General features: G+C 69.5%; 18 protein-coding genes and 7 pseudogenes. 9 read left to right on the top strand and 16 right to left on the bottom strand.

Translation table 11 applies throughout. From position 1 onward, the window contains the following. Positions 1–143 precede the first annotated feature (143 nt). Positions 144–884, bottom strand: a complete 741-nt coding sequence (locus tag ACZ5CW_RS32005) for a class I SAM-dependent methyltransferase (RefSeq protein WP_468607513.1) — start codon at positions 882–884, stop codon at positions 144–146. Positions 885–1,032: 148 nt separating this feature from the next. Between ACZ5CW_RS32005 and ACZ5CW_RS32000 the strand changes: the two are divergent. Further along, positions 1,033–1,841: pseudogene (locus ACZ5CW_RS32000) on the top strand (IS5 family transposase). Positions 1,842–2,379: 538 nt separating this feature from the next. Here ACZ5CW_RS32000 and ACZ5CW_RS31995 read toward each other — a convergent pair. Beyond that, a pseudogene (locus ACZ5CW_RS31995) lies at positions 2,380–3,049 on the bottom strand (NAD(P)/FAD-dependent oxidoreductase); the annotation flags it as partial. Between the two features lie 57 nt (positions 3,050–3,106). Beyond that, positions 3,107–3,467 (bottom strand): annotated as a pseudogene (locus tag ACZ5CW_RS31990) (IS5 family transposase); the annotation flags it as partial. 105 nt (positions 3,468–3,572) lie between these two features. Here ACZ5CW_RS31990 and ACZ5CW_RS31985 point away from each other — a divergent pair. After that, the gene (locus ACZ5CW_RS31985) at positions 3,573–3,761 is read left to right on the top strand and encodes a hypothetical protein (RefSeq protein ID WP_468607535.1); all 189 of its coding nucleotides are present in this window, start codon (positions 3,573–3,575) and stop codon (positions 3,759–3,761) included. 174 nt (positions 3,762–3,935) lie between these two features. Here the strand turns inward: ACZ5CW_RS31985 and ACZ5CW_RS31980 are convergent. After that, positions 3,936–4,180 (bottom strand): annotated as a pseudogene (locus tag ACZ5CW_RS31980) (TetR/AcrR family transcriptional regulator); the annotation flags it as partial. Positions 4,181–4,563: 383 nt separating this feature from the next. Between ACZ5CW_RS31980 and ACZ5CW_RS31975 the strand changes: the two are divergent. Next, entirely contained in the window at positions 4,564–6,237 is a 1,674-nt protein-coding gene (locus ACZ5CW_RS31975; protein WP_468607511.1) for a hypothetical protein, read from the top strand. A 54-nt stretch (positions 6,238–6,291) separates the two neighbouring features. Here the strand turns inward: ACZ5CW_RS31975 and ACZ5CW_RS31970 are convergent, their stop codons facing one another. The 8 genes from ACZ5CW_RS31970 to ACZ5CW_RS31935 form a co-directional block, all read right to left on the bottom strand. After that, complete coding sequence (locus ACZ5CW_RS31970) at positions 6,292–7,539, bottom strand: cytochrome P450 (protein ID WP_468607509.1); 1,248 nt, start codon at positions 7,537–7,539, stop codon at positions 6,292–6,294. Further along, positions 7,536–8,141, bottom strand: coding sequence for a GTP-binding protein (locus tag ACZ5CW_RS31965; protein WP_468607507.1), 606 nt, complete (start codon positions 8,139–8,141; stop codon positions 7,536–7,538). Before ACZ5CW_RS31965 ends, ACZ5CW_RS31970 begins: the two co-directional genes overlap by 4 nt. Beyond that, positions 8,122–8,493: a DUF742 domain-containing protein gene (locus tag ACZ5CW_RS31960; RefSeq protein ID WP_468607506.1), complete on the bottom strand. Its 372-nt coding sequence runs from the start codon at positions 8,491–8,493 to the stop codon at positions 8,122–8,124. Before ACZ5CW_RS31960 ends, ACZ5CW_RS31965 begins: the two co-directional genes overlap by 20 nt. Beyond that, positions 8,490–8,900 carry a roadblock/LC7 domain-containing protein gene (locus ACZ5CW_RS31955; protein ID WP_468607504.1) on the bottom strand — a complete coding sequence of 137 codons (411 nt, stop codon included), beginning with the start codon at positions 8,898–8,900 and terminating at the stop codon, positions 8,490–8,492. The genes ACZ5CW_RS31960 and ACZ5CW_RS31955 overlap by 4 nt, the downstream gene beginning before the upstream one ends. Next, the gene (locus ACZ5CW_RS31950; RefSeq protein WP_468607502.1) at positions 8,897–10,606 is read right to left on the bottom strand and encodes a sensor histidine kinase; all 1,710 of its coding nucleotides are present in this window, start codon (positions 10,604–10,606) and stop codon (positions 8,897–8,899) included. Before ACZ5CW_RS31950 ends, ACZ5CW_RS31955 begins: the two co-directional genes overlap by 4 nt. Positions 10,607–11,213: 607 nt before the next feature. Next, complete coding sequence (locus ACZ5CW_RS31945) at positions 11,214–11,960, bottom strand: hypothetical protein (protein WP_468607500.1); 747 nt, start codon at positions 11,958–11,960, stop codon at positions 11,214–11,216. Positions 11,961–11,987: 27 nt separating this feature from the next. Next, positions 11,988–12,494, bottom strand: coding sequence for a hypothetical protein (locus ACZ5CW_RS31940; protein WP_468607498.1), 507 nt, complete (start codon positions 12,492–12,494; stop codon positions 11,988–11,990). Positions 12,495–12,897: 403 nt separating this feature from the next. Next, a complete protein-coding gene (locus ACZ5CW_RS31935; protein ID WP_468607496.1) occupies positions 12,898–13,686 on the bottom strand; it encodes an amidohydrolase family protein in 789 nt (262 codons plus the stop codon). Between the two features lie 98 nt (positions 13,687–13,784). Here ACZ5CW_RS31935 and ACZ5CW_RS31930 point away from each other — a divergent pair, with 98 nt between their 5' ends. The 3 genes from ACZ5CW_RS31930 (at position 13,785) to ACZ5CW_RS31920 (ending at position 16,895) form a co-directional block, all read left to right on the top strand. Further along, complete coding sequence (locus tag ACZ5CW_RS31930; protein WP_468607494.1) at positions 13,785–14,141, top strand: MerR family transcriptional regulator; 357 nt, start codon at positions 13,785–13,787, stop codon at positions 14,139–14,141. A 982-nt stretch (positions 14,142–15,123) separates the two neighbouring features. Further along, positions 15,124–16,134: a hypothetical protein gene (locus ACZ5CW_RS31925; protein WP_468607492.1), complete on the top strand. Its 1,011-nt coding sequence runs from the start codon at positions 15,124–15,126 to the stop codon at positions 16,132–16,134. A 362-nt stretch (positions 16,135–16,496) separates the two neighbouring features. Next, a complete protein-coding gene (locus ACZ5CW_RS31920) occupies positions 16,497–16,895 on the top strand; it encodes a peptidase inhibitor family I36 protein (RefSeq protein WP_468607490.1) in 399 nt (132 codons plus the stop codon). Between the two features lie 355 nt (positions 16,896–17,250). Here ACZ5CW_RS31920 and ACZ5CW_RS31915 read toward each other — a convergent pair whose 3' ends face one another. After that, positions 17,251–21,024, bottom strand: coding sequence for a hypothetical protein (locus ACZ5CW_RS31915; RefSeq protein WP_468607488.1), 3,774 nt, complete (start codon positions 21,022–21,024; stop codon positions 17,251–17,253). 3 nt (positions 21,025–21,027) lie between these two features. Beyond that, complete coding sequence (locus tag ACZ5CW_RS31910; RefSeq protein WP_468607486.1) at positions 21,028–22,347, bottom strand: helix-turn-helix domain-containing protein; 1,320 nt, start codon at positions 22,345–22,347, stop codon at positions 21,028–21,030. 1,210 nt (positions 22,348–23,557) lie between these two features. Here ACZ5CW_RS31910 and ACZ5CW_RS31905 point away from each other — a divergent pair. Both ACZ5CW_RS31905 and ACZ5CW_RS31900 read left to right on the top strand, forming a co-directional pair. Continuing rightward, positions 23,558–23,815, top strand: a pseudogene (locus ACZ5CW_RS31905) (RNA polymerase subunit sigma-24); the annotation flags it as partial. Then, positions 23,794–24,344: pseudogene (locus ACZ5CW_RS31900) on the top strand (IS5 family transposase); the annotation flags it as partial. The pseudogenes ACZ5CW_RS31905 and ACZ5CW_RS31900, both read left to right, overlap by 22 nt. A gap of 90 nt (positions 24,345–24,434) precedes the next feature. On the opposite strand, the pseudogene ACZ5CW_RS31895 reads toward ACZ5CW_RS31900, so the two are convergent. Both ACZ5CW_RS31895 and ACZ5CW_RS31890 read right to left on the bottom strand, forming a co-directional pair. Continuing rightward, a pseudogene (locus ACZ5CW_RS31895) lies at positions 24,435–24,782 on the bottom strand (IS30 family transposase); the annotation flags it as partial. Between the two features lie 314 nt (positions 24,783–25,096). After that, positions 25,097–25,672: a TetR/AcrR family transcriptional regulator gene (locus ACZ5CW_RS31890; protein WP_468607484.1), complete on the bottom strand. Its 576-nt coding sequence runs from the start codon at positions 25,670–25,672 to the stop codon at positions 25,097–25,099. A 70-nt stretch (positions 25,673–25,742) separates the two neighbouring features. On the opposite strand from ACZ5CW_RS31890, the gene ACZ5CW_RS31885 reads away from it, so the two are divergent. Continuing rightward, a complete protein-coding gene (locus tag ACZ5CW_RS31885; protein ID WP_468607482.1) occupies positions 25,743–26,636 on the top strand; it encodes an NADP-dependent oxidoreductase in 894 nt (297 codons plus the stop codon). Positions 26,637–26,670 lie beyond the last annotated feature (34 nt).

Genomic DNA, 26,670 nt, shown 5'->3' with positions numbered 1-26,670 from the left:
CGGCAGCAACGGCTCGATCACCGACCACGCGGCATCAGATATCTCCCCATCCCTCACGACCAGTCCAACGATCGGATGATCGGAAAGACACTCCCTAGGCCTGCCCGGCGAGGGGATGCCTTCACGTCTCGGCGCGGCGGAACTTACGGTTTGTGGGTTACCCAGAGCAGTTCCGCCGGCCAGCGGTGTGCCCAGTCGGGTGGGTCGGTTTCGTTGTAGCCGTTGGGTGTTCCGAGTTCGGGCCGCGGCTCGATGAGGTCGTCGATGATGAGACCCGCGCCGCGCAGGACCTTGACCCAGTCGCCGTAGGTGAGCTGATAGCTGGTCGCGCCGTCGTCTTCGGCGATGGTGTTCAGCCCGAAGTAGTCCTGCTGCAGCGTCGTGGTCACGCGGCTGGCGGCTTCGTCGTAACAAGCTTCGAACCATGGGCTGGCGACGTTGAACACCAGGCGCCCGCCTCGGCTCAAGACGCGTGCGGCCTGCGGGACGGCCAGGTGCGGGGGCGCCCAGCTAAGTCCACCGAAGTCGCAGAACACCAGGTCGAAGCTGTCGGCGGCGAAGGGGAGTTGTTCGGCGGCGCCTTGCACCAGCGGGTAGCGGGCCGCTCCCATCGCGCGGGCCGCTGCGGCGAGTTGGGCTTCGGACAGGTCGAGCCCGACCACGGTGGCGCCTTCGGCGGCGAGCGCCCTGGACCACTGGCCGGCGCCGCAGCCGAGTTCGAGGACGCGCTTGCCGGTGACGTCGCCCAGGGCGTGCAGGTGTGCGTCGGGGATGGAGTACATGCCCCACAGCCGGGGTGTGGCGCCGATTTGCGGGTCGTGCTCGTGCTGGTAGGCGCTGCTGATCCGGTTCCAGAGCCGCCGGTTGGCGGGGATGCTGTCCACGTGCCGACTCCAGCACTGCCTGCCAGGGGCGGTCAACACGATTAGGGCACTGGCCGGCCCTCGCCTCGGTCCGGCCCTGGCTCGGCCCGTGATCCGCCGGACGAGCCCTAGGGGGTGTCTCGCCGATCATCGGATCGTTGGTCCGGTCGTGAGGGAAGCCGAGTTGTCTGATGCCGCGTGGGCGGTGATCGCGCCGTTGTTGCCGCCGGCAGGCCGGGCCCGCGGGCGGTGGCGTGATCACCGTCAAGTGCTGGAAGGCATTGTGTTCAAGTTCCGCACCGGTGTGCCCTGGCGGGACCTTCCTGAGCGGTTCGGGCCGTGGCAGACCGTCCACGGACGCTTCGCCCGCTGGGCGGCCGACGGCACCTTCGACCGTCTCCTGGCCGCCGCCCAGACCCGGGGTGGGGTGGACTGGCTGGTCGCGATCGACTCCACGATCGTGCGGGCCCACCAGCACACCGCCGCCAAAGGGGGCTCGAACAACGAGCCCTCGGACGCTCCCGCGGCGGGCTGACCAGCAAGATTCACCTCGCCTGCGACGGACGCGGCCGGCCACTGGCCTTCGTGCTGACCGCGGGCACCCGAAACGACTGCACCCAGGCTGAGACCGTCATCGGCCTCATCCGTGTTGCGGGCGGCGGGCCGGGACGGCCTCGGGTGCGGCCCGAGCGGGTCATCGCGGACAAGGGCTACTCGTCCCGGACCTTCCGCGCCTACCTCCGAAAGCGCGGCATCAAGGCCACGATTCCGGAGCGTCTCGACCAACTCGCAGGCCGAGCCCGGCGCCGGGAACGCCCCTGCCACTTCGACAAGGCCGTCTATCGGCGCCGCAACGTCGTGGAACGCTGCTTCCGCCTCAAGCAATGGCGCGGCATCGCCACCCGCTACGACAAGCACCCCGCCCGCTACCAGGCCGCGATCACCCTCGCAAGCACCCTCATCTGGCTCGACAAGTGATCGACAAGACGCTGCCTAGTAGTAACGACACGAGGGCCACCACCCCGGTGGCCCGGCGTGCCAGGCGCTGCGGTGCGGTGAGCGCGCCTGGTGTCACCAGAACAACCGCATGGCGGCGAAGGCAGCTGATCGCCGCTGCGAACAGCGGAGGCCAAGCTCAGCGAGAGCCGCCGGGTGGATGAGCAGCTCAAGGATGCCGCTGCCGAACCCCCTTCCCATGGCCACAACGCTGCGGCGCCACCAATCCGGCCTGCCCTTTCCTCTGACCCTCCGAGCCGCCACATTCCAACGCACCCGAACTCTGCACGACGCTAGGGTCGGCACTGTTTGCGTCTGCCAGCAGGAGCAGGCCCGTGCCCACCTCCACCGGCCGGTGCGCGCTGGATACCCACCACAGCCCGGGCCACGACCGCGGTGACGGGTCCGCCGGACGGCGCCGCTCACGCGCCATCGCCTGTCGCCGCGAGTTGTCGGCAGTGCCCACTTGCGGCTTCGTGATCACGGGCGAGTCTCGGCAGACGTTCGTTTGTCGACACGGAGCGCCGAGGGCGAGGTGCTGGGCGGCACGCAAGCCGAGGGCCACGCCATGGCCCAGGGTGGGGTTGGTGTGGACGAGGCTGTCCCCGGCGTTGACCAGGCCCGTGACGACAGGTCCGTCGTCGGCGAGGGAAGTCCAGCGGTTGTCCAGGCCGGCCATTGCCAGGACGGCTGTTTGTGGTTCGGGGGCTAGGTCGAGCCACGCGGAGGTGGCGGGGAGCGGCGGGCGACGGCCTCGAACACGGCAGGGTCGGTGAGCGCGCCGCGGGTCGGATCCCCTGTGGAGAGCATCAGGCTCACTGCAAAGGTGCCGTTGTCGGAAGGGAAGACGCCGGCGAGTGCGAACGGTGCGGCCGAGCCGGTCTCACTCGCCCGGGGTCACGCGGGCCGTCGGCGCACAGGCGGTACCAGCGGCACAGGTAGGCGATCCCGGTGCGGTGCCTGTCGACCACGGGCGGGCGGCAGCCGGCCGCGGTCAGCCAGTCGGGGACCGGCGAGCGGCGACCGGACGGGTCGACGATAGGGTCTGCCTGGTGCATTTCCGCGCCTACCTGTACGCCGGTGACCCGGGCAAGGCGGCCCTGCCCGAAGGTGAGGGCGCTCACCCGGCAGCCTTGCCGCACCTCAACGGTGGGTTCCCGCCGCACGGCCGCGGTCAGGGCGGCCCTTTTCGGACGGCGCGGGCGGTGGTGCGTTGGCAGTGAACAGCAGCCCGGCTTTCAGGGGTGCCGAGCGCCGGCCGCGTGCTGGTGGGCACGGACGGCTGTGGAATCGACAGCAACGTTCCAGTTCGACGCTGCCCGCGGCTTCCTCCTCGGCCTGCAACCGGGTGAGAAGTCTCTGCCAGGTCCCGTCCGCCGACCAGCGACGATGCCGCTTGTAGACCGTCAACGACGGGCCGAACCGCTCAGGCAGGTCCCTCCACTGAACCCCGGTCCACACGCGACACAGCACACCGTTGACCACCCGCCGGTGATCAGCCCACCGACCACCACGCAGCCCGACCGGCGGCAACAACGGCTCCAGCCGACGCCACTCCGCATTCGTCAGATCACCCCGCCCCCTCCCACCAGAGTGAACCCCAACCAGTGATCACCATGGGAGATCCGAGAAACAGCCTTTAGGCCGAGATGGCCGCGGCCCTGCGGCACGCCGCGCGCCTGCGCGCAGAACTGGAGACCTCGGGGGTGCGGCATGAGCACGCTGTCGGCGCTGGCGCACGTGCAGGCGATGGAGTCGATGCAGGCGGTGCCGCTGACCGAGTTCCGACACCGGCACCTGTCGGGCCGGCCACTGGTGATCGTTCCGCTGGCCATGGCCGGCGAGGCCGGGGCGCCGCTGGCTGCGATGGTCGGCTCAGCGAAGCGGCACGGGGTGGGGTAGGGCGCCCCGCCTTCGGGGGCGGCGGTGGCGACCCAGGCGTCCTCGTCGTGCTCCAGCCGGTCGAGGGTGTCGCGCTTGCGCTGCTTCGCGGGGCGTGCGGGCGGCGGGGTCACGGTGGGACGGCCTCCTGTCGGAACGCGGGCGACGGGTGTCGACCAGTGTGGCAGCGGGTGATCATGTCCGTCCCCGGAATTCCGCCAGCCGCGCCTCGGCCGCGCTCAGCAGCAGGTCCAGTGCCGCCGGATACGAACTGAGCCGCATGTCGGCGACGAGATGGCGGGCCGTCGCCGCAATGTGCGGGTGGGTCTCGGCGGGCAGCCGGGCGTGCGTCGCCGCCATACGGCGCTCTCGGCGTCCCGGGCGGCCCGCGGCAGGGCTGTGCTCGCCGAGTCCAGGGCGCCGAAGGCGAAGGCCTGGTCCGCGCATGTCGTCGCTCCAGTCGCCGGTGGGCCGTCAGGTGCGCAGGGTGGCACAGACCTTCGGCGAGGGCGCGCGAGTATACGCAGCTCAAGTCGCTTGAGCAGTAACGGAGATCACGGCCGGTCACGGTGTAGATCATTTAGTCTCTGGGGAGCCTCGTTCCGCTTCTCGATTCAACTTGCGTATCGGGAAGGTGAGTTCGAATCGAGCGGGCGGTACCTCTCCTTCGAGGCGGGCAACCCGCTGCCCTTGCTCGGACACGGCCGGCCGACCACCCCGGCCGGTCAATTCCGTTGTGAGAACAACAGCTTGAGGGGAGACCGGTGTGAATTCGGGAGTCGTAGGCGGTGGTCCGGAGACATTCACCCACAGCTTGATCCCGGTGCAGCCGAGCGCCCAACAACCGCCGGCGGAGGCGGGAAAGGCGCTGGCCCGCTTCTTCGAGAAACACACCGTGGGGTGCACGGACGAGTACCGGCACTACGAGAACGCCGCTCAGCAGCGGCTGGACGCGCTCCGCTTCCCCGGTTCCGGTACCACGCTGCGTGTGGAGGGCGCCCTTCATCTGGCGCCGCGCGCGTTCCTCCCGCCGGACGAGGAGGGCCACGCCAGGCTGCGGCGGCTCGACGCCCGCCTGCGCGTGATCGAAGAGGCCTTCCCCCAGGTCAGCATCGATATCGAGGTCTGCCGACTGACCTGCGCGATGCTGGAAGCGGCTTGGCGGAGCCGGGCACTCGCCCCGTCGCGCGAGGAGGAGCGGACAGCCGTCTGCGACTGCTCCCTGTGCCGTCGGCTGCCCACGCCGCCCGAGCGCGCACTGGCCGACTACGGCTGGCGGCAGAGCGCCGGTCGTCCCCTCACCGTCAAGACGTGGCCGTACCACGCGGAACTCGACAGCGTGCTGACCGGTGGCTGGGTCCTAGCCCGGCAGATGAACGACCTGGAGCGGGACCTCGGCTACCGTCATCGCTTCGAGGACGACATCCTGCTCTTCCACGAGTACAAGCGCGTGATCGACACCATCGACACCACGCACCTCACCCAACTCATCGAAGACCGCCTGGCCGAGGATTTCAGCATCAACACCGCACGGGCCCTGGTCTGCGGACTCTACGCCGCCCACAAGCGCTCCGTGGACGAGTACTGGCTCCAGCAGCACCACGCGGGCAACGTCGTACTCCCCCAGACCAACCCGCTCGGCCGGAGCAGTTACTCGCTCCTCCAGATGATGGACTGCCTGTTCTGGCACGTCGCGCCCGACACCGAACTCTGGCAGGAGGAACACCTCGCCTCCCTGCTGCTGTGCCGCGTCGTGGACGACATGGTCGACGTACGAGCCGATGCCCTCACCGGCGAGATCAGCAACTTCTGGCTCGCCGACATGCCGTCCCACACCAAGGCCCTCTACGCGGCCAGTGCCATCGCCCTCATCAAGTACGGCTGCATGCCCGAGGCGCATCCCCCGATGTGGAACACCTGGCTGATGCCCAGCACCATCGTCTGGTTGGGGCTCACCGGCCGGCACGCCCTGTGGTTCGACGGCATCACCCAAAACCTCCCCCCGGCCCAGGACTGCCCGCTGTGCGACCTTCAGCCTGACGCCTGCACCGGCATCCTCACCCACGGCACCAGCCTCACCATCGCCCCGCGGCCCACCGCACCGGCGCTGAGCCCCCGGACCGCCGAGTTGTCCGCACGCTGCCGGGTCCAACACCCCGAGACGTGGCCCCTCTTCGACGCCGAACTCCATGCCTTCGAGGCACTGCACGGCCCCTGGTACGGCAACGTCGACGGCGCCTGGGAGATACTGCGCCGCACGTACATCGCCGCCGTGGAGGCGTCCCACGCCGCGCCGTCCACGGCGCGCGCCCGCGAAATCCAGGAGGACTCCGGCGCCGTCGGAGCCGAGTTCTTCCACGCCCTGCACGACCCGCACACCGGGCGGGAGGACGTCGCGCTGCTCGCCTACATGTTCGGCTGCGCCCACCCGCACTTCCTCTGGAACGCCATGGGACACCGTCCCTCGGATCTCGCGGGCGACTGGCTCGACGGCTGACGCCTCAGACCGACGACGCTGCCCCGGCCGGGGCAGCGTCGTCCGAGGACCTGCCTACACCTCGAACTCGACCGGCAGGCTGTCCAGCAGGGTCATCCAGGTGGACGCGGTCGAGCTGAGCTCCTCCGCCCGCACGGCCAGGCGCAGGCCCGGCAGCCGGTGCAGCAGGACGTCCACCGCGATCTCGATGATGGACATCCCGATGCTCTGCCCGGGGCACTCGTGCGGGCCCGCACCGAACGCCAGGTGCGACTGGTTGCCGTGTACCGAGACACCCGGGTCGGGCCGGACCTCGGGGTCGACGTTGCCCGCGCCGAGACCGAGCACGAGCAGGTCGCCCTCCTCGATGCGGTGCCCGCCCAGTTCGACGTCGCTGGCGGCGAAGCGTCCCGGCAGGACGGCGAGCGGCGGAGAGTTCCACATGGCCTCCTCCATCACCGCCGTGATGTTCAGTTGACCGCTGATCAGCCCGGAGAACCGGGAGGCGTCGGTCAGGATCAGTTCCAGCACCCGGGCCAGCAGGCTGGTCGTGACGTGCGCGGCGATCAGCACCGCGCGCAGATGGGCCACGACCTCGTCGTGGTCGAGCCCCGCGTGGTGCTCCAGAAGACCGGTGGCGAGGTCGGAGCCGGGCTCGGAGCGCCTGAGCTCGGCGAGGTCACCGAAGATCTCCCGGATCACGCCGTCGTGCAGGACGGCGTCCTCGCCGCCCTTCATCACCTGGGCGCAGGACTCGACCAGGCGACGCCCCTCCGCCTCGGTGAGCCCCAGGATGCGGGCCGTCACAAGCATCGGCAGCAAGTCGGCGTAGTCCGCCACCAGATCGGCGCGGCCGGCGTCCGCGAATGCGTCGATTTGCTTGTTGGCGAAGTGCGTGGCGTGACGCCGGATACCGCGGCCGGCGGCGGACTGGAGCCCGTCGCTGACCGCACCGCGCAGTCGGCGGTGCGCCTCGCCGTCCTGGGACACACAGTCGGGACGCCAGGCGAGCATCGGGACCAGCGGGGAGTTGTCCGCGATCCGCCCCTCCCGCCAGTGCCGCCAGATCCGTCCGTCCCGGGCGAACTGGCGGGGGTTGTCCAGCACCCGCCGGCTGTCCCGGTACCCCAGGACCAGCCAGGCGGGGATGTCGCCCTCAAGCAGCACCGGCGCGACCGAGCCGTGCTCCTTGCGCAGCCGCTCGTAGATGCCGCGCGGGTCGGTCGCCGCCTCGGGCCCGTACAGCCGGACCAGCTCTGCCGACCCGTGCGCGACCGGGCAGCCGCGAGGGGCGTCGGGAAGGTCGGGGTTCTGGTCGTTCATCGGGACTCCAAGGCGACGGCAGCGCGTTCCTTCAAGTGACGCATCAGGGTGATCAGCACATCACGGCTGGAGGCCCGGTCGCGGGCGTCGCAGACCACGATCGGGGTGCGGGGGGAGATGTCCAGGGCGTCCCTTATCTCCTCGATGGGGTGTTCCTTGGAGTCGGGGAAGACATTGAGGGCGATGACGAACGGCACCTCCAGCCGCTCCATCTCCTCGATCGCCCGGAAGCTGGAGGCGAGGCGGCGGGTGTCCACCAGCACGACCGCGCCGAGCGCGCCTTTGAACAGTCCGTTCCACAGGAACCAGAAACGTTCCTGTCCCGGGGTGCCGAACAGGTACAGCATCAGGCTGTCGTTGATGCTGATCCTGCCGAAGTCGAGGCTGACGGTGGTCTCCGTCTTGTCCGCGACCCCGATCAGATGGTCGACGTCGGCGCTCGCCTGGGTGAGGGTCTCCTCCGTGGTGAGCGGCTTGATGTCGCTCACCGAGCGGACCATGGTGGTCTTGCCGGTGCCGAACCCGCCGGCGATCATCACCTTCACCGAGCGGGTGCCGCCGGTCTCCGGCCCGCCGGGGTGGTCAAAGCCTTTGAAGTCCACTGAGTACCTCCTCAAGGAGCGCGAGGTCGGGCCCGCGGCCGGCGTCGTGCACCGGGATGGGGTCACGGGCTTCCACGCGACCTGCCTCGAGCAGATCCGCCAGCAGCACCGCGAGAATGTTGAAGGGCAATCCGAGGTGGGCGCCGAGTTCGGCCACCGACAAGGGATCGCGGCAGCGCCGGAGGATCTCCTCGTGCTCGTGCTGCACCCCGGGGACGGGGGCCGCGCGGGATACGATGAGGGTCGCCACGTCAAGGCTCGACGCCGAACCGCCCGGTCCGCTGCGCCCCTTGGTGAGGACGTAGTAGCGCTCAAGACCGGACGGGTCCGTGGGCCGACGGGGAGCACTCATCCAGAGTGCTCCTCCACGCGTGCGGTGGTCCCGAGCAGCTCGCCCATTCTGCGCGCCAAGTCCCTCATCTGATGTCCGAGCAGCCCCTGGTCGAGGCCCTCGCGGGCGAGGACGCCGAGATAGGTCTCCACCCCGGCCCGCACGACGAACAGGTGGCCGCCGTCGACCTCGATCATCGCCAGCCGCAACTGCCCCGCGTATTTGGGGAACTGCTCGGCTACTGGCTGGGCCAGCGCCTGGAGCCCGGCCACCACCGCGGCGAAGCGGTCCACGTCGTCGGGGTCTTCGGCGCCGTAGGAGGTGATGGCCTTGCCGTCGCTGGAGGCCACCAGGGCGAAGCGGATCTCGGGGATGGACTCCACCAGATCGCGGAGCGCCCAGCTCACGTCGGTTCCCTGCTGCGTCATACGGACTTGTCGCTCTCTTCGGCGTGGTGCTCGGTGGACTCGCGTCCGGCGGTGGCGTCGGCGGGCTCCCGGCCCGCCGTGGCGAAGGCGGCCAGCCCGGTGAAGGACTCGTCCGGCGGGACGGCCGCGACTACGGTCCCCTCGCTGCGTTCGGTGCGTTCGGCCGGCTCGTGGCGGGCCGCCTCGCTTCGTTTGCTGCGGCGTCGGGGCAGTCCCCCGGGGGTGGTCTCGACCTCGTCACCCGCGAGCGTCGGCATCTCGGCCGGCGCGGTGGCGACGGCGGCGCGGGGCGCGGGCTCCGGCGCGGTCGCGGTCCGGGCCACCGGGGTGGCCGGAGCGGTGGCCGCGGGAACCTGGCTGAAGTACTTGTGCGGGACCACGACGACCACCGAGGTGCCGAGCCACGGTGAGTCGGCGTAGGTGACGCGGATGCCGTAGCGGCGGGCCAGTGAGCCGACGACCCGCAGACCGATGCTGGCATCCTCCGAGATGCCACCGAGGCCGGCGCCGGGCGCGGTGCCGGCCAGCGCGTGCTCGACCTCGCGCTTCTTCTCATCGCTCAGGCCCTTGCCGGAGTCCTGGATCTCGATGCCGACGCCGTTGGGCACCTCCTTGCCGGAGACGACCACCGGCTCGGTGGGTGGCGAGTAGCGGGCCGCGTTGTCCAGGAGGTGGGCGAAGATCAGGGTGAGGTGGTCCACCAGGCTGCCGTCGACGCCGAGTTCGGGCAACTGTCGGACCTCGACGCGGTGGAAGTCCTTGATCCGGCCGATACCGCCGCGGACCACGCTGAGCAGCCGCTGCGGCTCCTGCCACTGGCGGCCGGGCCGGTCCGTGCCGCCGAGCACGCCGACGCTGGCGGCCAGACAGTCGGCGGGGCCGATGACCTGGTCCAGCTCCATCAGTCCGCGCGCCACGGACGGCAGCCGTCCGTGCTCGCCCTGCATCTCGTGCAGGCGTCCGCGCAGCTTGCTGGTGAGCACGTGGATTCGGTTGCCGATACTGATCACGGCCTGTTCGGCGGAGGTGGAGCGGTTGAACTCCGCCTCAACACCGATCAGGGAGGTCCGCAGGACCCTGCGCAGCTCTGCCTGGAGTTCGGCGCTGACCTTGCCGTTCTGGCCGGTGGCCGGCAGCAGGTCGTCGACGGCGTCGCCGGCGCGCAACCGCTCCAGTGCCTCGGGTAGTTGCTCACGGGCGACCCGGGCGACCGCCTCGTGTTGCTGGGCCAGCCGCTCCTCGAATACCTCGGCCTGGTCGGCAAGCCGCGCCTCGTAGGACTGGGCCTGTCCGGCCAGTCGCTCCTCGAAGGTCCGGGTCTGCTCGGCGAGTTGTACCTCGAAGCCGCCGGTCTGCTCGACGAGGTGGCTCTCCATGGCGGCACGCTCGCCGTCCAGGGCGACACGTTCGGCCGCTAACTTCCGCTCCAGGCCCGCCACATGCTGCTGCCACTGCTGGGTGTGCTCGGCCTGCTGGGCGCGGAACCCGGCCTCGGCGCGCCCGAGTTGCGTCCGCGTGCGGAGCAGGAGCCGTACGCACGCGGTGCCAGCCGCGGTGGCCGCGGCGCCGGCGACAGCGACGGTTATTCGCTCGGAGCTCATGAATGTCGCGGCTACCGTCCCGCCTCCCAAGGCTAGCGGCATCATCCACCAGCTGTACCAGGCGACGGGGGGCCGCGCCGCCGGAGGCGGAGTGGCGAGTTCCATCTGCATCCTTCGAACCAACACGATCGAACAGGGGGGTGTGCACGGGACCGCACTCATGAGTACGCACCACGGGGACACCGGTGGTGACCGGGCCAACTCGCGGCGTTGTAGGGGAGCTTATCGGGCCCGAGGGCGAAAGGATCAACCATCCCGGTCCACGGAGGTGAGGGTTCCATCACTCTCCGACAGGATCGGTCCGAATTGGACCCGGATATTTACAGGACAGCTGTCTTGGCACAGGCTTCCTGCTGCTCGCCGTTCCACGCGGTCCGCACGCCCCGCACGCCGTCACCGCTCACCCGACCAAGTGACCAGCGTCTGGCCGACGTCGAAGAGGAACTCGTCGATGCTGTGGCCTCGCGGACCACGCCGCATCTGGTCGTCGCACCGGTACCGGAGCAGGCTGGCGACATGGTCATCGACTCCGGTCGCTTTGCCCGCTGTCAGGAGGAGTTGCCGGCCACCCGGCTCTACCTTTGCCAAGAAGTCGGCAACTTCGGGCGGGTGACCGTCGGTGCCCGCCGACTGATCGTGACCGAAGGCGGCGGCCGGTACTCCGCCTGGGTCGAACCGCCCCGTGACGGCAGCGCGGCCATCACCATCAGACTCAGCGGGCGGATCCACGTGGACGACTGCGAGGAGGCACAACTGCACACCGCAGAACACTGCGACGTCGTCTACCCGCTACTGTGCGCACTGCCTTTTTCTGGCTTCCCACGCATGCGATCGGACAGCAGCCAGCAGCCAGCAGCCTCGCCCACGCCCGCGCAGAATGAGTTGAGCTGCAGGTCTTGCGCTTGGTGATCTTGGTCAGCAGGCGTCCGGCGCATACCGACGCATACCGGCGCGGGCCGGGCGCGAGAGCGGTGGCGGCGGTGACGTAGCGGGCGAGCAGACGTGCATCGAGGCTGTCCCGGTCCTCGTGCGCCAAGAGCTGCGCCGGGTCGCCATCGCGGTGGTGGACGGTCGCGACGAGGCCCAGGCGCCACGGGGTGGACAGCAGGCGGGCCGGTGGTCCGTCGGGATCGTCCCGCAGCCGGGCCAGCAGCGACTGCCAGCGGGTGACATCCCGGGCCCGGCCCGCCAGGTAGGCGATCGCGGCTGACGCCTCCACGGGTTCGATGGTGACACAGGCCGCGTCGACCAGCACGGGATCCTCGGCCAGCGCGGAATAGTGATCGCTGCGACAGGTGAGCACGAAAGGCCCGGCCGCGCGGCCTTCCTGGTGAGCGTTGAGCGCGGCCAGCACGGCACGTGCCCGAGGGGCGGCAGGGTCGGGCCTCCCGTCGCCGAGGGCGGGGTCCATCTCGTCCAGACCGTCGAGCACCGGCAGCACGCGCCCGTGCTCGGCCAACGTCTCGGTCTGCCGCCTCGGCCAGTCCTAGACGGCGACCAGATGACGGGTCAGCAACGTAGCCAGGGAATGTGACTCGGTGTCCCACCCGGCGAGCGGGATCCGCACCGGCACAGGGTCGTCCGCGTCACGCTTCTCCACGAGGGCCAGCATCAGTTCGAGCGCCAGCGTCGTCTTGCCCGCTCCGGGTCCGCCCGTGACCACCAGACGTTGCGGCTGCACATCGCGGTGGTAGGCAGCGATGTCCGGCGCAGATGCCGCACCGGGGTCCTGGCCGCCGCGCATCCGGCCCGATGTCGGGGCGTCGGCGTCCCGGCCGCCGGCCGGACGCAGGGTATAGGCGAGGTTGATGGGCTCGGTGTCGTTGCCGAGGAGCTGTCGCCACACCTGCCCCTCGCCGGCTTTGACCTGACGGGCCAACGTGGCAGCCCACGACCGCGTGAGATCCGCCGTCGAGCCGTCGACAGGCTTGCGTAGCGCCAGGATGGCCGCGGCGAGTCCCAGCACGGCCACCGGCAGGCCGATCAGTGCCACGGCGTCCACCGGGCTCTGCCCATGCCTGAATTGCCAAACCATTCAGCCAAAGCAGGCGAATACCACCACGGCCCCGACCACCAACAGCATCCGCCATGTCCGACGGTCCCGGCGTCCCCCCATGCCTCGCATGCAGCGATTGTGCCCGCCAGTTGCCGCGCTGAGGTCATTTCGGGGAAAGGGCGACATGCCGCAATCAAGGGGGGTATAGGACGTGACCCTAACGACAGGTCTTCGCACCCCGAGCTGAACGACAAAGGCACCGCACGGCGAGCGCTGCACGGTTCGGCGGCCGACATGCCGGTCGGCCGCCGGGCCGATTCTGAGCACCAGAGTTGTCCATCCGGGCCAGATAGCGCGCTCAGGCACACTCAGGTGTGACTGGGCACTGAGGGGGCTTGCCTCAGCCGAGCCCGACCAACTCGGCGATCGTCCCGCCGAGCACCCGGTCGCGTACCTCGCCCGGGCTGGTGACCCGCTCGACCATCGCCCGGGCAAGGACCGGGTCGCCGTAGGGAGCGTCCGAGCCGAACAGGGTCCGGTCCGGAATCTCCTTGATGGCCAGGCGGACCGCGAAGATGATGGAGGCCGTGGACAGCTCCAGGTACATGTTCGGGGTGTCCCGCACCAGTTCGACGGCCTGTATCCAGTTCAGCCCGCCGAGCTGGCTGATCACCAGCGGAACTGTCGAATACCGGTCGGCGAGGGCTGACAGCGTGTTCAGGTCGTCCGCCGTGGTCGGGGCGAATCCGTGCACGACCACGGGAAGTCGACCGTGATCGGCAGCCGCTTGGAGCACTGGTTCGATGACTCCTGCCCGTCCCGGCGGCGGCGTCAGCTCGCCGATCCCGTGCAGCCCGCGCCCGACGACCTCGCGTTCCACGACCGCGGCAATCTGCTCCGGTTCCAGATCCAGCGGTACGGACAGGAAGCCGATGAACCGCTCCTGCCATGCGGCGAGTGCGGTGTCCAACTCCCGCCACGCGCTGCGATACCCCGTGACCGTGCCGGCCCGCCCCCCGATGGCTTCGTCCAGGATCGCCATCTCCCGGCGCAACGAGGCCAGATCCCCGGCCCGCTCCGGGTGTGGGCGGGTGGCAAACAGCACGGCGCGGTCGACCCCGGCCTCGTCCAACAGCCCCACATGTGCTTCGACGGGATCGTGGACGTGGCTGTGCGCATCGATGATCAATGCTTACTCCCTCCTTGGCGATCGGCGCGGAATACGGCCGACCAGTGCACTGTTGCTCCCTGACACCGTGGGAAGGTCAAGCTGGAGGGAGCTGATCAGTGCTGATCGGGGAGCTGGCGCGTCGTGCCGGAGTCAGTGAGCGCCTGCTGCGCTACTACGAGCGGATGGAGCTGATCCACTCGCAGCGCCGCCCCAACGGCTATCGCGAGTACGACGACCAGACGGTGGAGACAGTGCGGCGCGTCCGCGCCCTGCTGGCAGCCGGCCTGCCCACCCGCACCATCCGCCAGGTCCTGCCCTGCACCTTCGGCGAGGCGACGCTGCGCCCTTGCCCCGGCGTGCTCACCAGCCTCCGCGACCGACTGCACGTTCTCGACCAGCGCGCCGCCGACCTGGAGGCCGTGCGCCGCCTGCTGCGCCAGACGATCGCCGCCACCGAGAACGCGGCAAGCTGAGACCCGGTGCCGGGGCGCCCGCGCCTCGCATCGCAGGTTCATGAGAGGAGAACCGCAGCCGACTCGGCATGCGTCAGGCGGAGACTCAGGCCCGCCAAGTCAATGTCTCACCCGCCAGAAGGGAGCAGGCGCCGACGGGCCTGGCCCCTCCACGCGGCGCCTGACCTCCCGCGCGACCTCGCCCCATGGCGAGGGCGGAGCTGTGCTGGAGTGGGGCCTCGGAGTGGAACACCGGCCGCCGGGCGTGCATATGGCGGCGCACATAGTGAGGCGCTTGTGACCTCCCGGTACGGCGTGCTGGCTCGCGAGCGCGCGCACTGGACGCACCTGCATGAGAACCACGACCACGGACTGGATTTCCGCACCCCCCATCGTTGATGAACCGGGCCGTCTTCGTGGCCAGCCTCATCGGCGGGACGGCCTATGCGGAAGGCGAGCGAGTTCTGCGCCTGCTCGACATAGAACTTTCCGCGGATCGAGTGCTGGCGGACCACTGCGTCTGCTATCCGCCCGCAGTTCCCGGCGCCGTGCTGGAGCCGCTGCACCCAGACCGGTTAGCCGAGGACTTCCTGGCCCTCACGCTCCCCGGCCACGCGGTCACCGCCCATCCCTCTGCCCCATGGGCCCTTTCCACCCTGACAACCCTCGCCGCCCGTACGGGCGACCGCCTCGAGTTCGACCACACCCCACACACGATCACGTTGCTTGCTGCTGCTGCTGCGGGCCCTGAACGCTGGCCGCACGTGGCCGGCTATCTCAACGAAGTCCTTCGTGCCCACCCAGCGCTCGCTGTCGCGGGCGGCAGTGCCGCGCTCGCCGCGCTTGCTGATGTCCCGGCCCTCGATCCTGCAGTCATGGAAGCCATCGACGCTCTCCTGCTTGCTGGGCAGCGAGCCGACCTCGCTCCCGGTATGGCCGCTCTCTCGGCCCGTCTGACCCGCTGCGTATCGGCGCAACCACCGGTGACTTGGGACATGCTCGGTTGTACCTGGACCTGGCGACCCGGCAGGGGTTTGCCGGCCCCCACGAGGAGGCCGTTCAGACAACCGAGAAGGCTGTGGAGCTCTATCGTCGCTACGACCAGCACCATCCCGGAGAACACCCCGACTGGCTCGCGGGTTCCCTGTCCAATCTAGGCATCCATCCAGCCGGCTTGCGCCGACGTGACGAAGCGGCGTTGATCACCGCCGAGGCGGTGGACATCCAGCGTGCACTTGCGCACACGGACATGGCACAGCATGGGCCCCCACTTGCCCTTTACCTGACCAACCTTGCCGCCCATCTGGCCGAGTTGGACCAACAGGAGCTGTCAGTGCTCTGCAGCCAGGAATCGGTGAGCATCTACGCCGCGCTGGCGAGCGAAGATACGAAGTACGGAGTCGGGCTGGCTCGGGCCTTTCTGAACAGCGCAGTAGGAAAGGCCCAGCTTGGCAGGCTGCCCGAGGCGCTGCTCGACACGCAGGACTCGGTGATGCTCTACCGGTTCCTTGCAGACACTGCACCGGACTGGTACGAGCCTGACCTTGCCATCGCGTTGTCGAACCTCGCGGGCTATCTGTCCATGACCGTGGGAAAAGAGCATGAGGCAGTGACAGCTGAAGAAGGGGCGACGACGATCCGGCGCCGCCTGGCAGCGTCCAATCCACTCGCTCACGAACCGGATCTCGCCCGCTCCTTGAACAACCTTGCTGTGCACTACGCCCAAGCGGATCGCCGAGAGGAGGCCCTGCGCACCGTCGCAGAGGCGATCGACATCTTTCGTCGGCTGACCGACTTGAACTCCCGCTACGAGGGCGAGTTGCTTCGTGCCCTGAGTAACGAAGCCGCCCTGCGGACCGGAGGAGAAGTGCGCTTCACCATCGGCCCAGCACCTACTGAGGAGCATCACGATCCGGAGAGAGCCCGCCTTCTCACCCAGGTCGCCAGAGACCACGCCAAGTCCACAGGCTGGAGGCGGTTCCTACCGAGACGGCGCCACCGGCGCACCACCTGAAGGGTGTTGCAGAAGGCTCGGTGGGCGGGCACGGAGCCCTCCTCGACTCGGCCCATGTGACGCTCGTGCGGGGCGGGGGAGAAGCCCTGCCCGCCCCGGAAATGCTACGTGGCCCCGGTCAGTGCATCGGGGCCACGTTCCGCTCGCGACGCCTGAATTTGCCCCGCCTGCACGGCGCTTTCCTGTGTGTCGCTGTCCTTGAACCCGTGCTTTCGCGGTCGCGGCCTGCCAGGTGGAAGCATCGGTTTGTCATCCTGTACAACGTGCCCGCGGTAAAGGCCTGTTTTCACGGTTCCCCGCATCGGGCTGCTCTAGTAAGCAGGGAGTCATCCATGTGTTCCCGACCGAAGGTGAATCCCGCGATGTCACTGCCCCGCTCACTTTTCCCCCTCGCCGCCGCGGCAGGGTTGGCCATGTCGGCTGCTCTCGTCGCACCGGCGTCGGCAGCGCTACCCGCCACCCACGCGACTCCGAAGTCGGCCACCGCGTACCAGGACTGCCCGGTCGGCTGGTTCTGCGTCTGGGAAGACGCCGGTGGATGGGGCCGGATGGCGCGCTTCCAGCTGGGTTCCGACGACCTCCGCGACTTCAACCTGAACGACCAGATCTCCTCAGTGTGGAACAGGACGGGCAAGACGTTCTGCACGTGGCTGAATATCAACCGCGACGGCGCCACATGGCCAGTAGGGAACTGGCAAGGCAATACCTCCCAGTACAACCGAAACGACAACATCAGCTCCCTATGGGTCGGGGCATGCTGATCACCTCGCCCGGACCAGACGTGTCAGGCTGTCAGGGCTGTTTCTCGGATCTCTCGTGGTGATCACGATTTGAGGCTCCCTTCGGTGGCATGGGGCGACGTGATCTGACGAATGCGGAGTGGCGGGGTGCAGCGGAGAGATCTGCCGGAACGGTTCGGGCCGGTCTGACGGACCATGAGCGACATCGCCGCTGATCGGCGGACGGATCCTGGTAAAGACGGCGCACCGGCTTGCGGCCCGAGGAGGAAGTCGTCGGCCGTGTCGACGGCGTCGCTGTCGATTCCAGGCCCGTCCGAGACCGCCGGCAGGCGGCCGTGTGCAAATCCCGAGGGATACCGCTTTCATGCTTGCGTGATCAGGAGAGCCATGTGGGGTCGCATAGGAGCAAGCCGTCGTCCGGCTGGAGGGGCAACGAGCCGGTGGTCAGTGCCGCGTCGGCGATGTGGTTGCCGAGTTCCCCGCAGGGCAGATCGAAGAAGGAGTTCGGCGTCGTGGGCAGGCGTGGGGAAGCTGCCCTGCGCAGAGTGCCCACCGTCAGCAGGCTGGCCGCTTCCCTGATCGCCTCGGTGGTCAGGACGCTGAAGATGCGTACCGTCCGGCCCAGATTCTTCCAACCGGCAAGGTCGAGCAGCCCGGGTTGCACTTGCAGGGCGGGAACCTCCGCCGTCTGAACACGGAGGGCCACCATTGGCCAGGGCCCGTAGGGTAAGGCGACCAGGATCCGGACCTGCTCGCACGCCGCGTCGAGCAGCCGCATGGCTTCCTCGGCATGTTTCTTGACCATCGCCTGCGCCTCCCACTCTTGCCGGGCCGTAGCGGTGGAGAGGAGCGCGTGCACGAGCAACGGCTCGACGAGATGAAGAGCCAGGTCTCGGCCTAGGAAGACGGTGTCCGGATCGGCAACGGCATCTGGTTCGCAGGAATTCGGCGGCTTGGCGATCACCAGTCGGGCGCGGGCGCTGTAGTCCACGGGCCGACGCAGGAAGTCATCACGCAGTGTGCCGGTGGAGCTCGGGCGAGCCACGAGCGAGTCCGCGAGGCTGACGAACTGTCTCCCGTTGCCCTCCCGTGTCGCTTCCGGCCGGCGGCCGCTGCCCAGCACCGCGGTGATCTTGTGTTGGAGTAGGCGGCGTGCGCCCATCAGCACGTCCAAGGGGGCGCCGAGGTCGTCCAGGCGACGAAGCTGGGCGGACTTGGAGAGCACCGCGCTGTAGAGGCTGTTGAGGCCGCTCTCGATCGCCCGGTGGTCCTCGATGACGTGGGGTCGCAGATCCGGAGGCAGGACCGGCAACATCTGAAAGGTGACGGTGTCCGGGGACAGACCGGACGCGAGGGCACCGCCGGCTTGACGCAGAAGGACATCCACCGCCTGTCCACCCGTTACCGCTGAAGCCTCGGGCCGGTCGGCGGTGACGGCCCACTCCTTGACGCTCAGCAGTTGTCCGGTGGTCAGCGCCGTGGGGCCAGGGTCGGTGACGAGGACCAGCTCGCAGTAGGCGAGCTGGTGGAGCTCCTGCTCGGTCAGCCGTAGCGAGCGCGCGAGCCGTGCGCCGGCCGGGCCGCGGAGGCACCAGCTGTGGACCACTGGCACGGGGAGTTCGATGTGGCCGAGGCGACGGCCCCGCTCGTGAGGCATGGTCGGAGTGCGTCCGCAAGCGCCGCAGGTCCCGTCCGCGTCCCAGTTGCGGCGGCGCTCCCCGCAGACGCACTCGTTCTCGCGGTCCTGGCCGAAGATCTGCTGGCAGAAGAGCCCACCCGGCCAGGGGCGTCTGGTTCGCATGTTGTAGAAGACCTCGCTCACCACTTCGCCGTGCGAGAGGCGCGCCACGTCGGCATCGGTCATCAGACGCAGGCCGATCCGATCGGCTTCGAGCCGCGGCACGACGCGGGCGGCGCGCAGCGTCGGATCGAGCCGACGGATGGCGTGGGCCGGCGAGTCGAGCAGGCTGACGGGCCCGTGGCGGGGTGGGCCGAGCGCTCTGCCGCCTTCCCCCAGTGCGGTGCGCAGGTCGTTCCGCCAGTCCGGACAGTCACCGCGCGGTCCGTAGATCTCCATCGCCAGGTGCCGGGCTCCGTGCGCGAGGAGCCATTGGAACTCCCTGGGCTCGATCATCTGGGCGCCGTCGCCGGCTCCACTCGACAGCGGCCGGTCGAGGACCAGGGAGTAGTCGCCCGCGGACCGGGCGCCGGTGTCCGGTCCTGCAAGACCGTGGGCGGCGAGACGGATCCGGATGGTGTGGCCGGTTTCGCCCGATGGCGGGGCCCAGGGGTGGTCGGGCGCCACGACCAGGTCCGGTTCGTCGGGACTGCCCACGAGCCGCCGGAGCGAGGGCCCGCCTGCGAGACCGCACACGACTGCGGAGGCTCCGGACTCGTCGTCCAGCGTGTCCCCCTGCTGCACCGGCTGGTCGACGGCGACAGTGACGGTGATGCGCGTCCCGGACCCGCCACCCCGCAGGTGCCGACCGGGCACTGCCGGGATCGCGTCGGTCGCCAGAGCGCCGCTGATCTGCTGCGCCAGGACGTGCCCAGGCCGCCGTCCGGGCATCCCGAGGGACCTGTTCAGCAGCGCCTTCCGCAGCGCCTCGTCACCGAAGACGGCGTACAGCAGGCGCTCCTCGGGGGTGCGCAGCATTTCGTCACCCGCCACGGGCGAGGCGGCCCCCACCAGAAGCTGTCCGGGTTGCACCAGCCTGCCCGGGGTGATCAGGCCCTCCTTGCCAAGGCTCGATGCCCGCTCGGGGGCCACAGTCGGCGGTCTTGAGGTGAGGACGGTACCGTCGGGCATCGTCGTGCTCAGCTGAACCAGTGTCGGGATCGACAGCGCGTCCGGGTCCGCCAGCCGCTCGTTGACCAGGGCCGCCCTGCCCTGCAGGCTCGGTGAGGCGACGACGGTGCACTGGGCGGACACCGCGCCGCGGCTCACCAGATCGCCGAGCGCGAGATCCCGCACGGTCACGCGTGCCAGCCGGCTCCAGAACCCGCGCGTGTACGCGGAACTGCTCCGGTACTCGGACCCGGTCCAGGGTCGCCGTCTGAGGGGACGGGTCTGCCCGGGCGGCCCTGCGATCACGTCCTGCCGCAGTTCGTCGGCGAACCGGGCGTATCCCTGACGGTGTCCCAGCAGGGTGCGGCGCAGCAGGGCTTCGAGGATGGGCCGGAGTTCGGTCCGGCCGTCGTAGCGAAGTGTGTCCTTCAGGCCGAGGAAACGGTCCCCCGGGGACCGCCGGTACCACAGCTCCGCGCTCGGGCTCGTCCAGAAGACGGTGGGTGCGTCGAAGACGATCTCGCCGTTTCGTTCCCGCAGCCCGAGGGGGAGCGGCAGGTGCATCAGCAGGTGGCGCGCCCGCTTGATCGGCCCCTGTTCGTCCTCGACGACGAGGTCCAGGGTGAGGGGAACCAGGAAGTCGTCGGGGCCGGCTCCGCCGCGTCGCACCTGCCAGAGGTTCGCCAGGGTCACCCTGGTCCGGCAGGTGGGGCACGCGACGTAGTCGATGGACCCGGCGCAGTTGGGGTCCGGGCAGCCGGCTGTCGCTTCGGTGATCCTGCCGTGCCCCGAGACCGCCGTACAGGGGCAGGTGTGGTCGTAGCGCCGGTCGAGGCCGGTCGACTGACCACAGGAACAGCTCCATTCACCGAGTTCGTACCCGGCCAGCCGCAGAGCAGGGGCGGAGGTGGCGGTGAAGAAACGCCTCAGAGCCCTGTGCAGGCCCATGTCGAGCCGCTCGTGCGGCAGCCGGTCGATCTGGAGGAACTCGGCCAACTCCCGACAGTGCCGCTGCTGGACATGCGTGCTCTCGGGGGTGCCGAAGGGGCGCTGCTCCAGGAGGAGTACCTGTACGTACCTGACCAGATCAGGTCGGCGCATCAGGGAGTACGTGCGCGCGATGTGCAGATCGGCCCGCAACGCGTTGACACCGAACACGCGCTGTCGCATGCGCCGGAACTCCTCGTCGAGGATCGTGTCGTGGAGGTCGTCGCCACGCCCCTCGTCCGCTGCCAGCCGGATGGCGTTCTCGAGGGTGTAGGGCGTGGGGCACTGACGCCAGTTCCGCACATGGGCCGAGAGATCGGCACGCGTGCGCCCGCTGGACACCAGTGCGCTGACATCGTCGCGAATGGACCGCATCCGCTATCCGATCCCGGCGCGGCCCCGGAAATACTGCCGGAACCGGTCGTGGCAGAAGCTGTACTCCTCGCTGCCCCTCTGTACTCGCACGCCTGGCAGGGCCCGCCGGTGAACCAGCAGGAAGCGGTGGATCTCCCGCAGAATGGTGTCGAAGTTCAGCCAGGTCAGCCCCTCGACCAGGTTGTGCAGATCGAACGCGGAGAGCGTGCCGGCTTCCAACAGGAACCCCAGGATCTCGACGTGCTCGGTGCGGTGGGCGCTGCGGTTCAGCTGCTCCAACTGCTGGTCCAGGTAGCTTTCGAGGCCGGTGGGAGTGCGCTCGACGTTCTCGCGTGTGAGCGTGCCGACGGCCGCGTCCTCCACCAGAAAGCGCAGATAGAAAGGGTCGCCCGCGGAGACACGGTGCATCTCGGCGACGAAGTCGGCATCCTGCGCCAGTCCCGCCGCCGTACCGCCCGCCATCCGGAGAAGGTCCACGAGCGCAGCCTCGTCCAGGCCCTGCAACCGCAGGTGCAGGCCCACGTCCGCCGGGGACAGCGCGATGTCGCTGAGGCAGGTCCGATCGCCCTGGGCGCGGCCCGAGAGCACGAGCACCAAGCCGTGCGGCAACTGCCTCGGCAGCAGTGTACGGAGCTGGTCCGGTGGTTCCAGTTCGTCGACGGCGTCCAGCACGACGACCGTCGGCTTCTGCGGAGGATGGGTCATGAGGCTGCGGAACTGCCGCTCCAGGTTCTTCAGCCCTCCGCCGCGCACATGGGCAGGGTCCAACTGCTCGCACAGGCACTCCAGCACGTCCTCGGGGCTGGTGGGGTCGAAACCGCCGCCCCTGCGCCGGTACGCCTGGCTGATGAAGTGGTAGCGGAACTCGGGGTTCTGCCTGACCAGATCCGCGAGGAGGGAGGTCTTGCCGTATCCCGAGAGCGCCTCCACGAAGACGTAGCCGGAGGCGTGATCCCGTATGAATTCCTTGATCCGTGCGCTCTCGGCCTGCCGCCCCGCGAACAACTGCGTGTGTTTCGCGATGAGATCACGGAAGAAGTCCCGTGTCGGCGGCTCCTGCCACGTTCCTTGGCGGCTGGCTTCCATCACCTGGTCCCACAGGTGCAGCAGCGGATCCGGATCCATTTTCAGGGCATTCGCCAGCGCGATCACGGTTGCCCTGCTCGGGATGTTCGGGCCGTTGAGTGCCTTGCTTACGGTGGTGTGCCCCAGCCCCGTCAGCCTTTCCAGGGAGAGCATCCTGACGCCGCGCGCATCCCGCCGATCCCGTAAGCGCTGTTGGAGCTGAGCCAACACGGCATCGCCGTCGGGTTTGCCCTCCACGGATGGCACCGGACCTCCTTGACGGTCAGCCATATCGATGAGCTGTCCCATACAGATTCGTTCGCCCGTACGCCAGCGTACGGGGACCCCGGCATCTTCGTTCCCGGACAACAGCCCTTCAGGGAACGGAGAAAGAAACATGTCCGTCTCACTGGCCTCGCCGCCCGTGCGCGCCCTCACTGTAATTGCCGCGGTCCTCACTGCGGCCCTTCTCGCACTCCTGGCCGCGATCTCCGCAGGGTTCCTCGCTCGTTGGGACGGAGCGTCCCTTCCCGGCGCCCTCCTTCACGCAGGCAAAGTCTTCGGCGCCAGCATCACCCTGCTCTGCAGCCTCATCGCACTCGGGGTCGCCACGCTGAACTGACGTCACACCCTCATGGTGAGTCCGAATGGTCGTGGACGGACTCGGGCCGCCACCAGCTGAGTTGGCCCCACGGTGACCTTCGAGAGGTCAGGCGGAGATCGGACAGGACGTTGCCTCTGCTGCGTCAGTCAGGTGGGCACCACGAGTTCCGCCATGCACGGCTCCACCAGCGTCTCGCTGCTACGGCGGACGCCGGCGACATCGGGGTGCACCACGAGCCTCCGGGCCCGCGTCGAACCGTCGAAGGGCCCGGGTGGCGCGGAGCGTCCATCACTCCGGTGATGGCACGTCAGAACTCCAGGTGGATGGTGATGGGCCGCCGACGTTCACCAGCACCGGTGTGCACGGGCTGCGGTGCGCGGTGAGGTCGGGGGCCCCGCCCTGGATCGGCAGGTGACACTGCGGGCATCCGCATCCGCATCCGCACCCGCTCAGCCCGGCCGGAAGGTCGGCCAGGCTGGGCGGGCGTATGCGGGCCGTCGGCGGCGCAGCTCATGCGACCGCGACCGCGACCGCGACCGCGACCGCGACCGCGTCCGCGCACGGCACCTCCAGGTCCTCGCGGCCCTCGGGGGCGTCGTGCTGGTCGTCGACGCCGTCGCCGCAATCCGTGCAGAGGCCGAGGTTCCCGCTTCCGTCGAGGCTCTCGCTTCCGTCGCAGGTCTGGCTTGTCGTCGAGGGTCTCGTTTCCCAAGTCCCTGTTTTCGCTGAAGGGGCCCTGCCTTGCCCGGCTCACACACAGTTCGGTCCGTGTGTCCCGCTGTGAAGGCGGGCACCGCAGGACGGCTCCCACCGGCCCCACCGGCGTATCCGCCCGCGTCCGGGGCTCGTCCGCCACGGACCGGCCCGGATCAGCCCCCTGTCCCTGCGGTGAACGACTGGCTCCGGCTGTACTTCCTGTGCGCGCACCCGTCACTGACCTGCTCCTTCGCGATCGCGCTCACTCTGCGCGCCCTGGGCGGGCCGTCCGCCCGCCAGATCGCCCGCGCCTGCCTGGCGCAGCGCGTCAGCCGTGCCTAGCGCATCGTTGCGGGCGTGCGCTTGGGCCGAGCCGGCGGCCTCGCCATCGTGCTGCGCGTGCTCTGCCTTGTAGCGCATCGCGGCGCTCGGGCATGACCTGCTGGCGACGGCTGCGGGACTGGTCGCGCTGCGTGGTCGACTCTTCCCACGTCAGGGCGCTAAAAGGGGGCAGCACACGGGCCCGTCGCCGGTCGACCGGGGCCGGGCAGGCTCGAAACACCACTTGATCACCGATGGGGACGGTATTTTGCTCGTGGTCCTGCTGACCGGCGGCAACCGCAACGATGTCACGCAGCTCCTGCCGCTGCTCGACGCGATCCCGCCGGTCCGCGGCCGCATCGGCCGTCCTCGCCGTAAGCCCGACTCGCTGTTCGCCGACCGCGGCTACGACCACGACATCTACCGTGACCAGGTCCGCGTTCGCGGCATCGTGCCGGCCATCGCCAGACGCGGAACCCGGCACGGCACTGGCCTGGGAACTTACCGGTGGGTGGTCGAACGGACCTTTGCCTGGCTGCACGGCTTCCGACGCCTGCGGATCCGCTGGCAACGGCGGGCCGACATCCACGAGGCGTTCCTCAAACTCGCCTGCTGCCTCATCACCCTCCGGCAACTCGGCTCATTGTGTCAGCCGTTGTTAGCTGACGAACAGACAGAAGGCCGCCGCAGAGGTGAATTCAACGGGTCGTGGCGACACCGCTGGTCAAGCGGCTGTTGTCAGTAGCTTAGCGAGGCGCTCGGCTGGGGTTTCCCAGCCGAGCGTTTTGCGTGGGCGGCCGTTGAGTTCGGCGGCGACGGCGTCGAGGTGCTCGCGGCTGTGCTGGGAGAGGTTCGTGCCCTTCGGGAAGTACTGCTGCAGCAGGCCGTTCGTATTCTCGTTGGATCCCCGCTGCCAGGGGCTGGAGGGGTTGCAGAAGTAGACCGGCATGCCCGTGGCCATGGAGAACTGATCGTGCAGGCCCATCTCCGTGCCCTGGTCCCAGGTCAAGGAACGTCGCAGGCTGACCGGGATCCTGCTCACCGTGTCGATCAGTGCGTCGCGAACGGTCAGGGTGTCGCGGTTGCCAGGGGGGCGGCTGTCATGGGGCATCCGAGCCTGTCGGCCGCGCTCGGTCGCCCGTCGGCCGGGCCTGCCTCGTCGGCTTGCCGCCTGCCAGTGAGGACCAGGCTGCCTTCCTGCCGCCCTGCGGCCCGCCTGTCGGCCGGCCTGCTGGCTGTCGGGCCCTCAGGGCGGCGGCCGCTCGTTCGCCGCCCTGTCGGCCCGGGCCGGGCTGTTGGTCCGGGCCCTGCCGCCCGCCTGCCGGTCGTGCTCGGCCTGCTGCGCAGACCCGGTTCTGCTGGGCAGTGCGCCGCGGCGTCCCCGGCTCAGGGCGCGGTGGCTTCCCAGGCCGCCTTGATCATCCGGAAGACCTCGTCCACCGTGGCCCCGGGATCCTCGGCCCGGCAGGCCAGCGCGTAGGCGTCGATGGCGAACCGCGCGGTCGCCCGGCAGGCCGTCGCACTCCGGGACAGGTGGGGATCGGCGGTCAGCGCCGCTGCCAGCGCGTGCGCGTGACGCAGGCTCATCGACTCCTCGTATTCCCGTAGGGCGGGTGATCCCTCGATCATGCGTCGGACGGGGGCGCTGTCCTCTGCCGTGCAGTGCCGCACCAGGGCCTGGACCTCGCGGTGCAGCGCCGGGATGAGCGGCTCGTGCGGAGGCCGGTCGGTTACCGCCCGCGTGAGGCGCTGCTCGAAGTCCTGGTCGCGCTCAAACACCAGGGCCTCTTTTGAGGCGAAGTGGGCGAAGACGGTGGTGACGGCCACGTCGGCCTCGGCCGCCACGTCACGGATGCCCACGGCGTCGTACCCGCGCTCCAGGAAGAGCCGCAGCGCGGTGTCAGCGATCTTCTGACGGGTCGCGGCCTTCTTGCGTTCGCGGCGTCCGGACGGCTCGGTCATGCGCTGACACTACCAGGTAGGAATCCATAACCGTTGTTAAACCCTAACGGTTATGGCTATCTTCGGCCGCATGAGGAAAATCAGTTTCGCCGAGTTCGGCGGTCCCGAGGTCCTGCAACTGGTGGAAGCCGAGGAGCCCCACGCGAGCCCCGGTCGGATACGCATCGCCGTACGGGCGGCGGGTGTCAACCCCGTCGACTGGAGGATTCGGGAGGGCCAGGTCCTGGGAGCCCATCCTGTCGAGCTGCCCGCCGGCGTCGGACTGGACGCCGCCGGGGTGGTGGATGAGGTCGGCGAGGGCGTCGAGGGGGTCGAGGTCGGCGACCGCGTGTTCGGTGAAGGCGCCGACACGTACGCCGATTTCGCCGTGCTGTCGGCCTGGGCCCGGATGCCCGAGGGGCTGGCCTTCGAGGAGGCGGCCGGGTACCCCTCGGTGGTGGAGACCGCGCTGCGCATCATCCGCGAGGTCGGCGTGCGGCCCGGGCAGACGCTGCTGGTCAGCGGCGCGTCCGGCGGCGTCGGGTCGGCGGTACTGCAGATCGCCCGCGAGCGCGGCATCACGGTGATCGGCACGGCCGGGGCTGCGAACCAGGACTACCTGCGTGGCCTGGGTGCCCTCGCCACGACCTACGACGAGGGCTGGGTCGAACGAGTGCGGCACCTGGGCCGGGTCGACGCGGCCCTTGACCTGGCCGGCTCGGGCGTGATCCGCGAACTCGTCGAGCTGACCGGGGACCCGCGCAAGGTCGTCTCCATCGCCGACCTCGGTGCGCCGCGGCTGGGCGTCCGGTTCTCCGGCGTGGCCGGGAGCGTGCCGGACGCGCTCGCCGAGGCCGTCGACCTCATCTCCCGGGGCAGGCTCCACATCCCGGTCGAGAAGTCGTACCCGCTCACCGAGGCAGCGGCGGCGCACACTGACAGCCGCACCGGCCACACCCGGGGGCGTCGGGTCCTGGTCGTCTGAGCCGCGGCCCACCCGGCGTACGGGCACAGCCGGG

The organism is Streptomyces sp. NPDC031379 (assembly GCF_055569615.1).
Note: the sequence above shows the minus strand (reverse complement) of the source record. Positions and strands in the feature narration are given on the sequence as shown.

What these genes read in the sequence shown, in the direction of transcription:
- ACZ5CW_RS31955 (WP_468607504.1), bottom strand. Translation starts at nt 8,900, where the DNA reads ATGACGCAGCAGGGAACCGACGTGAGCTGGGCGCTCCGCGATCTGGTG.
- ACZ5CW_RS31885 (WP_468607482.1), top strand. Translation starts at nt 25,743, where the DNA reads ATGAGGAAAATCAGTTTCGCCGAGTTCGGCGGTCCCGAGGTCCTGCAA.
- ACZ5CW_RS31915 (WP_468607488.1), bottom strand. Translation starts at nt 21,024, where the DNA reads ATGCGGTCCATTCGCGACGATGTCAGCGCACTGGTGTCCAGCGGGCGC.
- ACZ5CW_RS31970 (WP_468607509.1), bottom strand. Translation starts at nt 7,539, where the DNA reads ATGAACGACCAGAACCCCGACCTTCCCGACGCCCCTCGCGGCTGCCCG.
- ACZ5CW_RS31950 (WP_468607502.1), bottom strand. Translation starts at nt 10,606, where the DNA reads ATGGAACTCGCCACTCCGCCTCCGGCGGCGCGGCCCCCCGTCGCCTGG.
- ACZ5CW_RS31920 (WP_468607490.1), top strand. Translation starts at nt 16,497, where the DNA reads ATGTCACTGCCCCGCTCACTTTTCCCCCTCGCCGCCGCGGCAGGGTTG.
- ACZ5CW_RS31985 (WP_468607535.1), top strand. Translation starts at nt 3,573, where the DNA reads ATGAGCACGCTGTCGGCGCTGGCGCACGTGCAGGCGATGGAGTCGATG.
- ACZ5CW_RS31890 (WP_468607484.1), bottom strand. Translation starts at nt 25,672, where the DNA reads ATGACCGAGCCGTCCGGACGCCGCGAACGCAAGAAGGCCGCGACCCGT.
- ACZ5CW_RS31960 (WP_468607506.1), bottom strand. Translation starts at nt 8,493, where the DNA reads ATGAGTGCTCCCCGTCGGCCCACGGACCCGTCCGGTCTTGAGCGCTAC.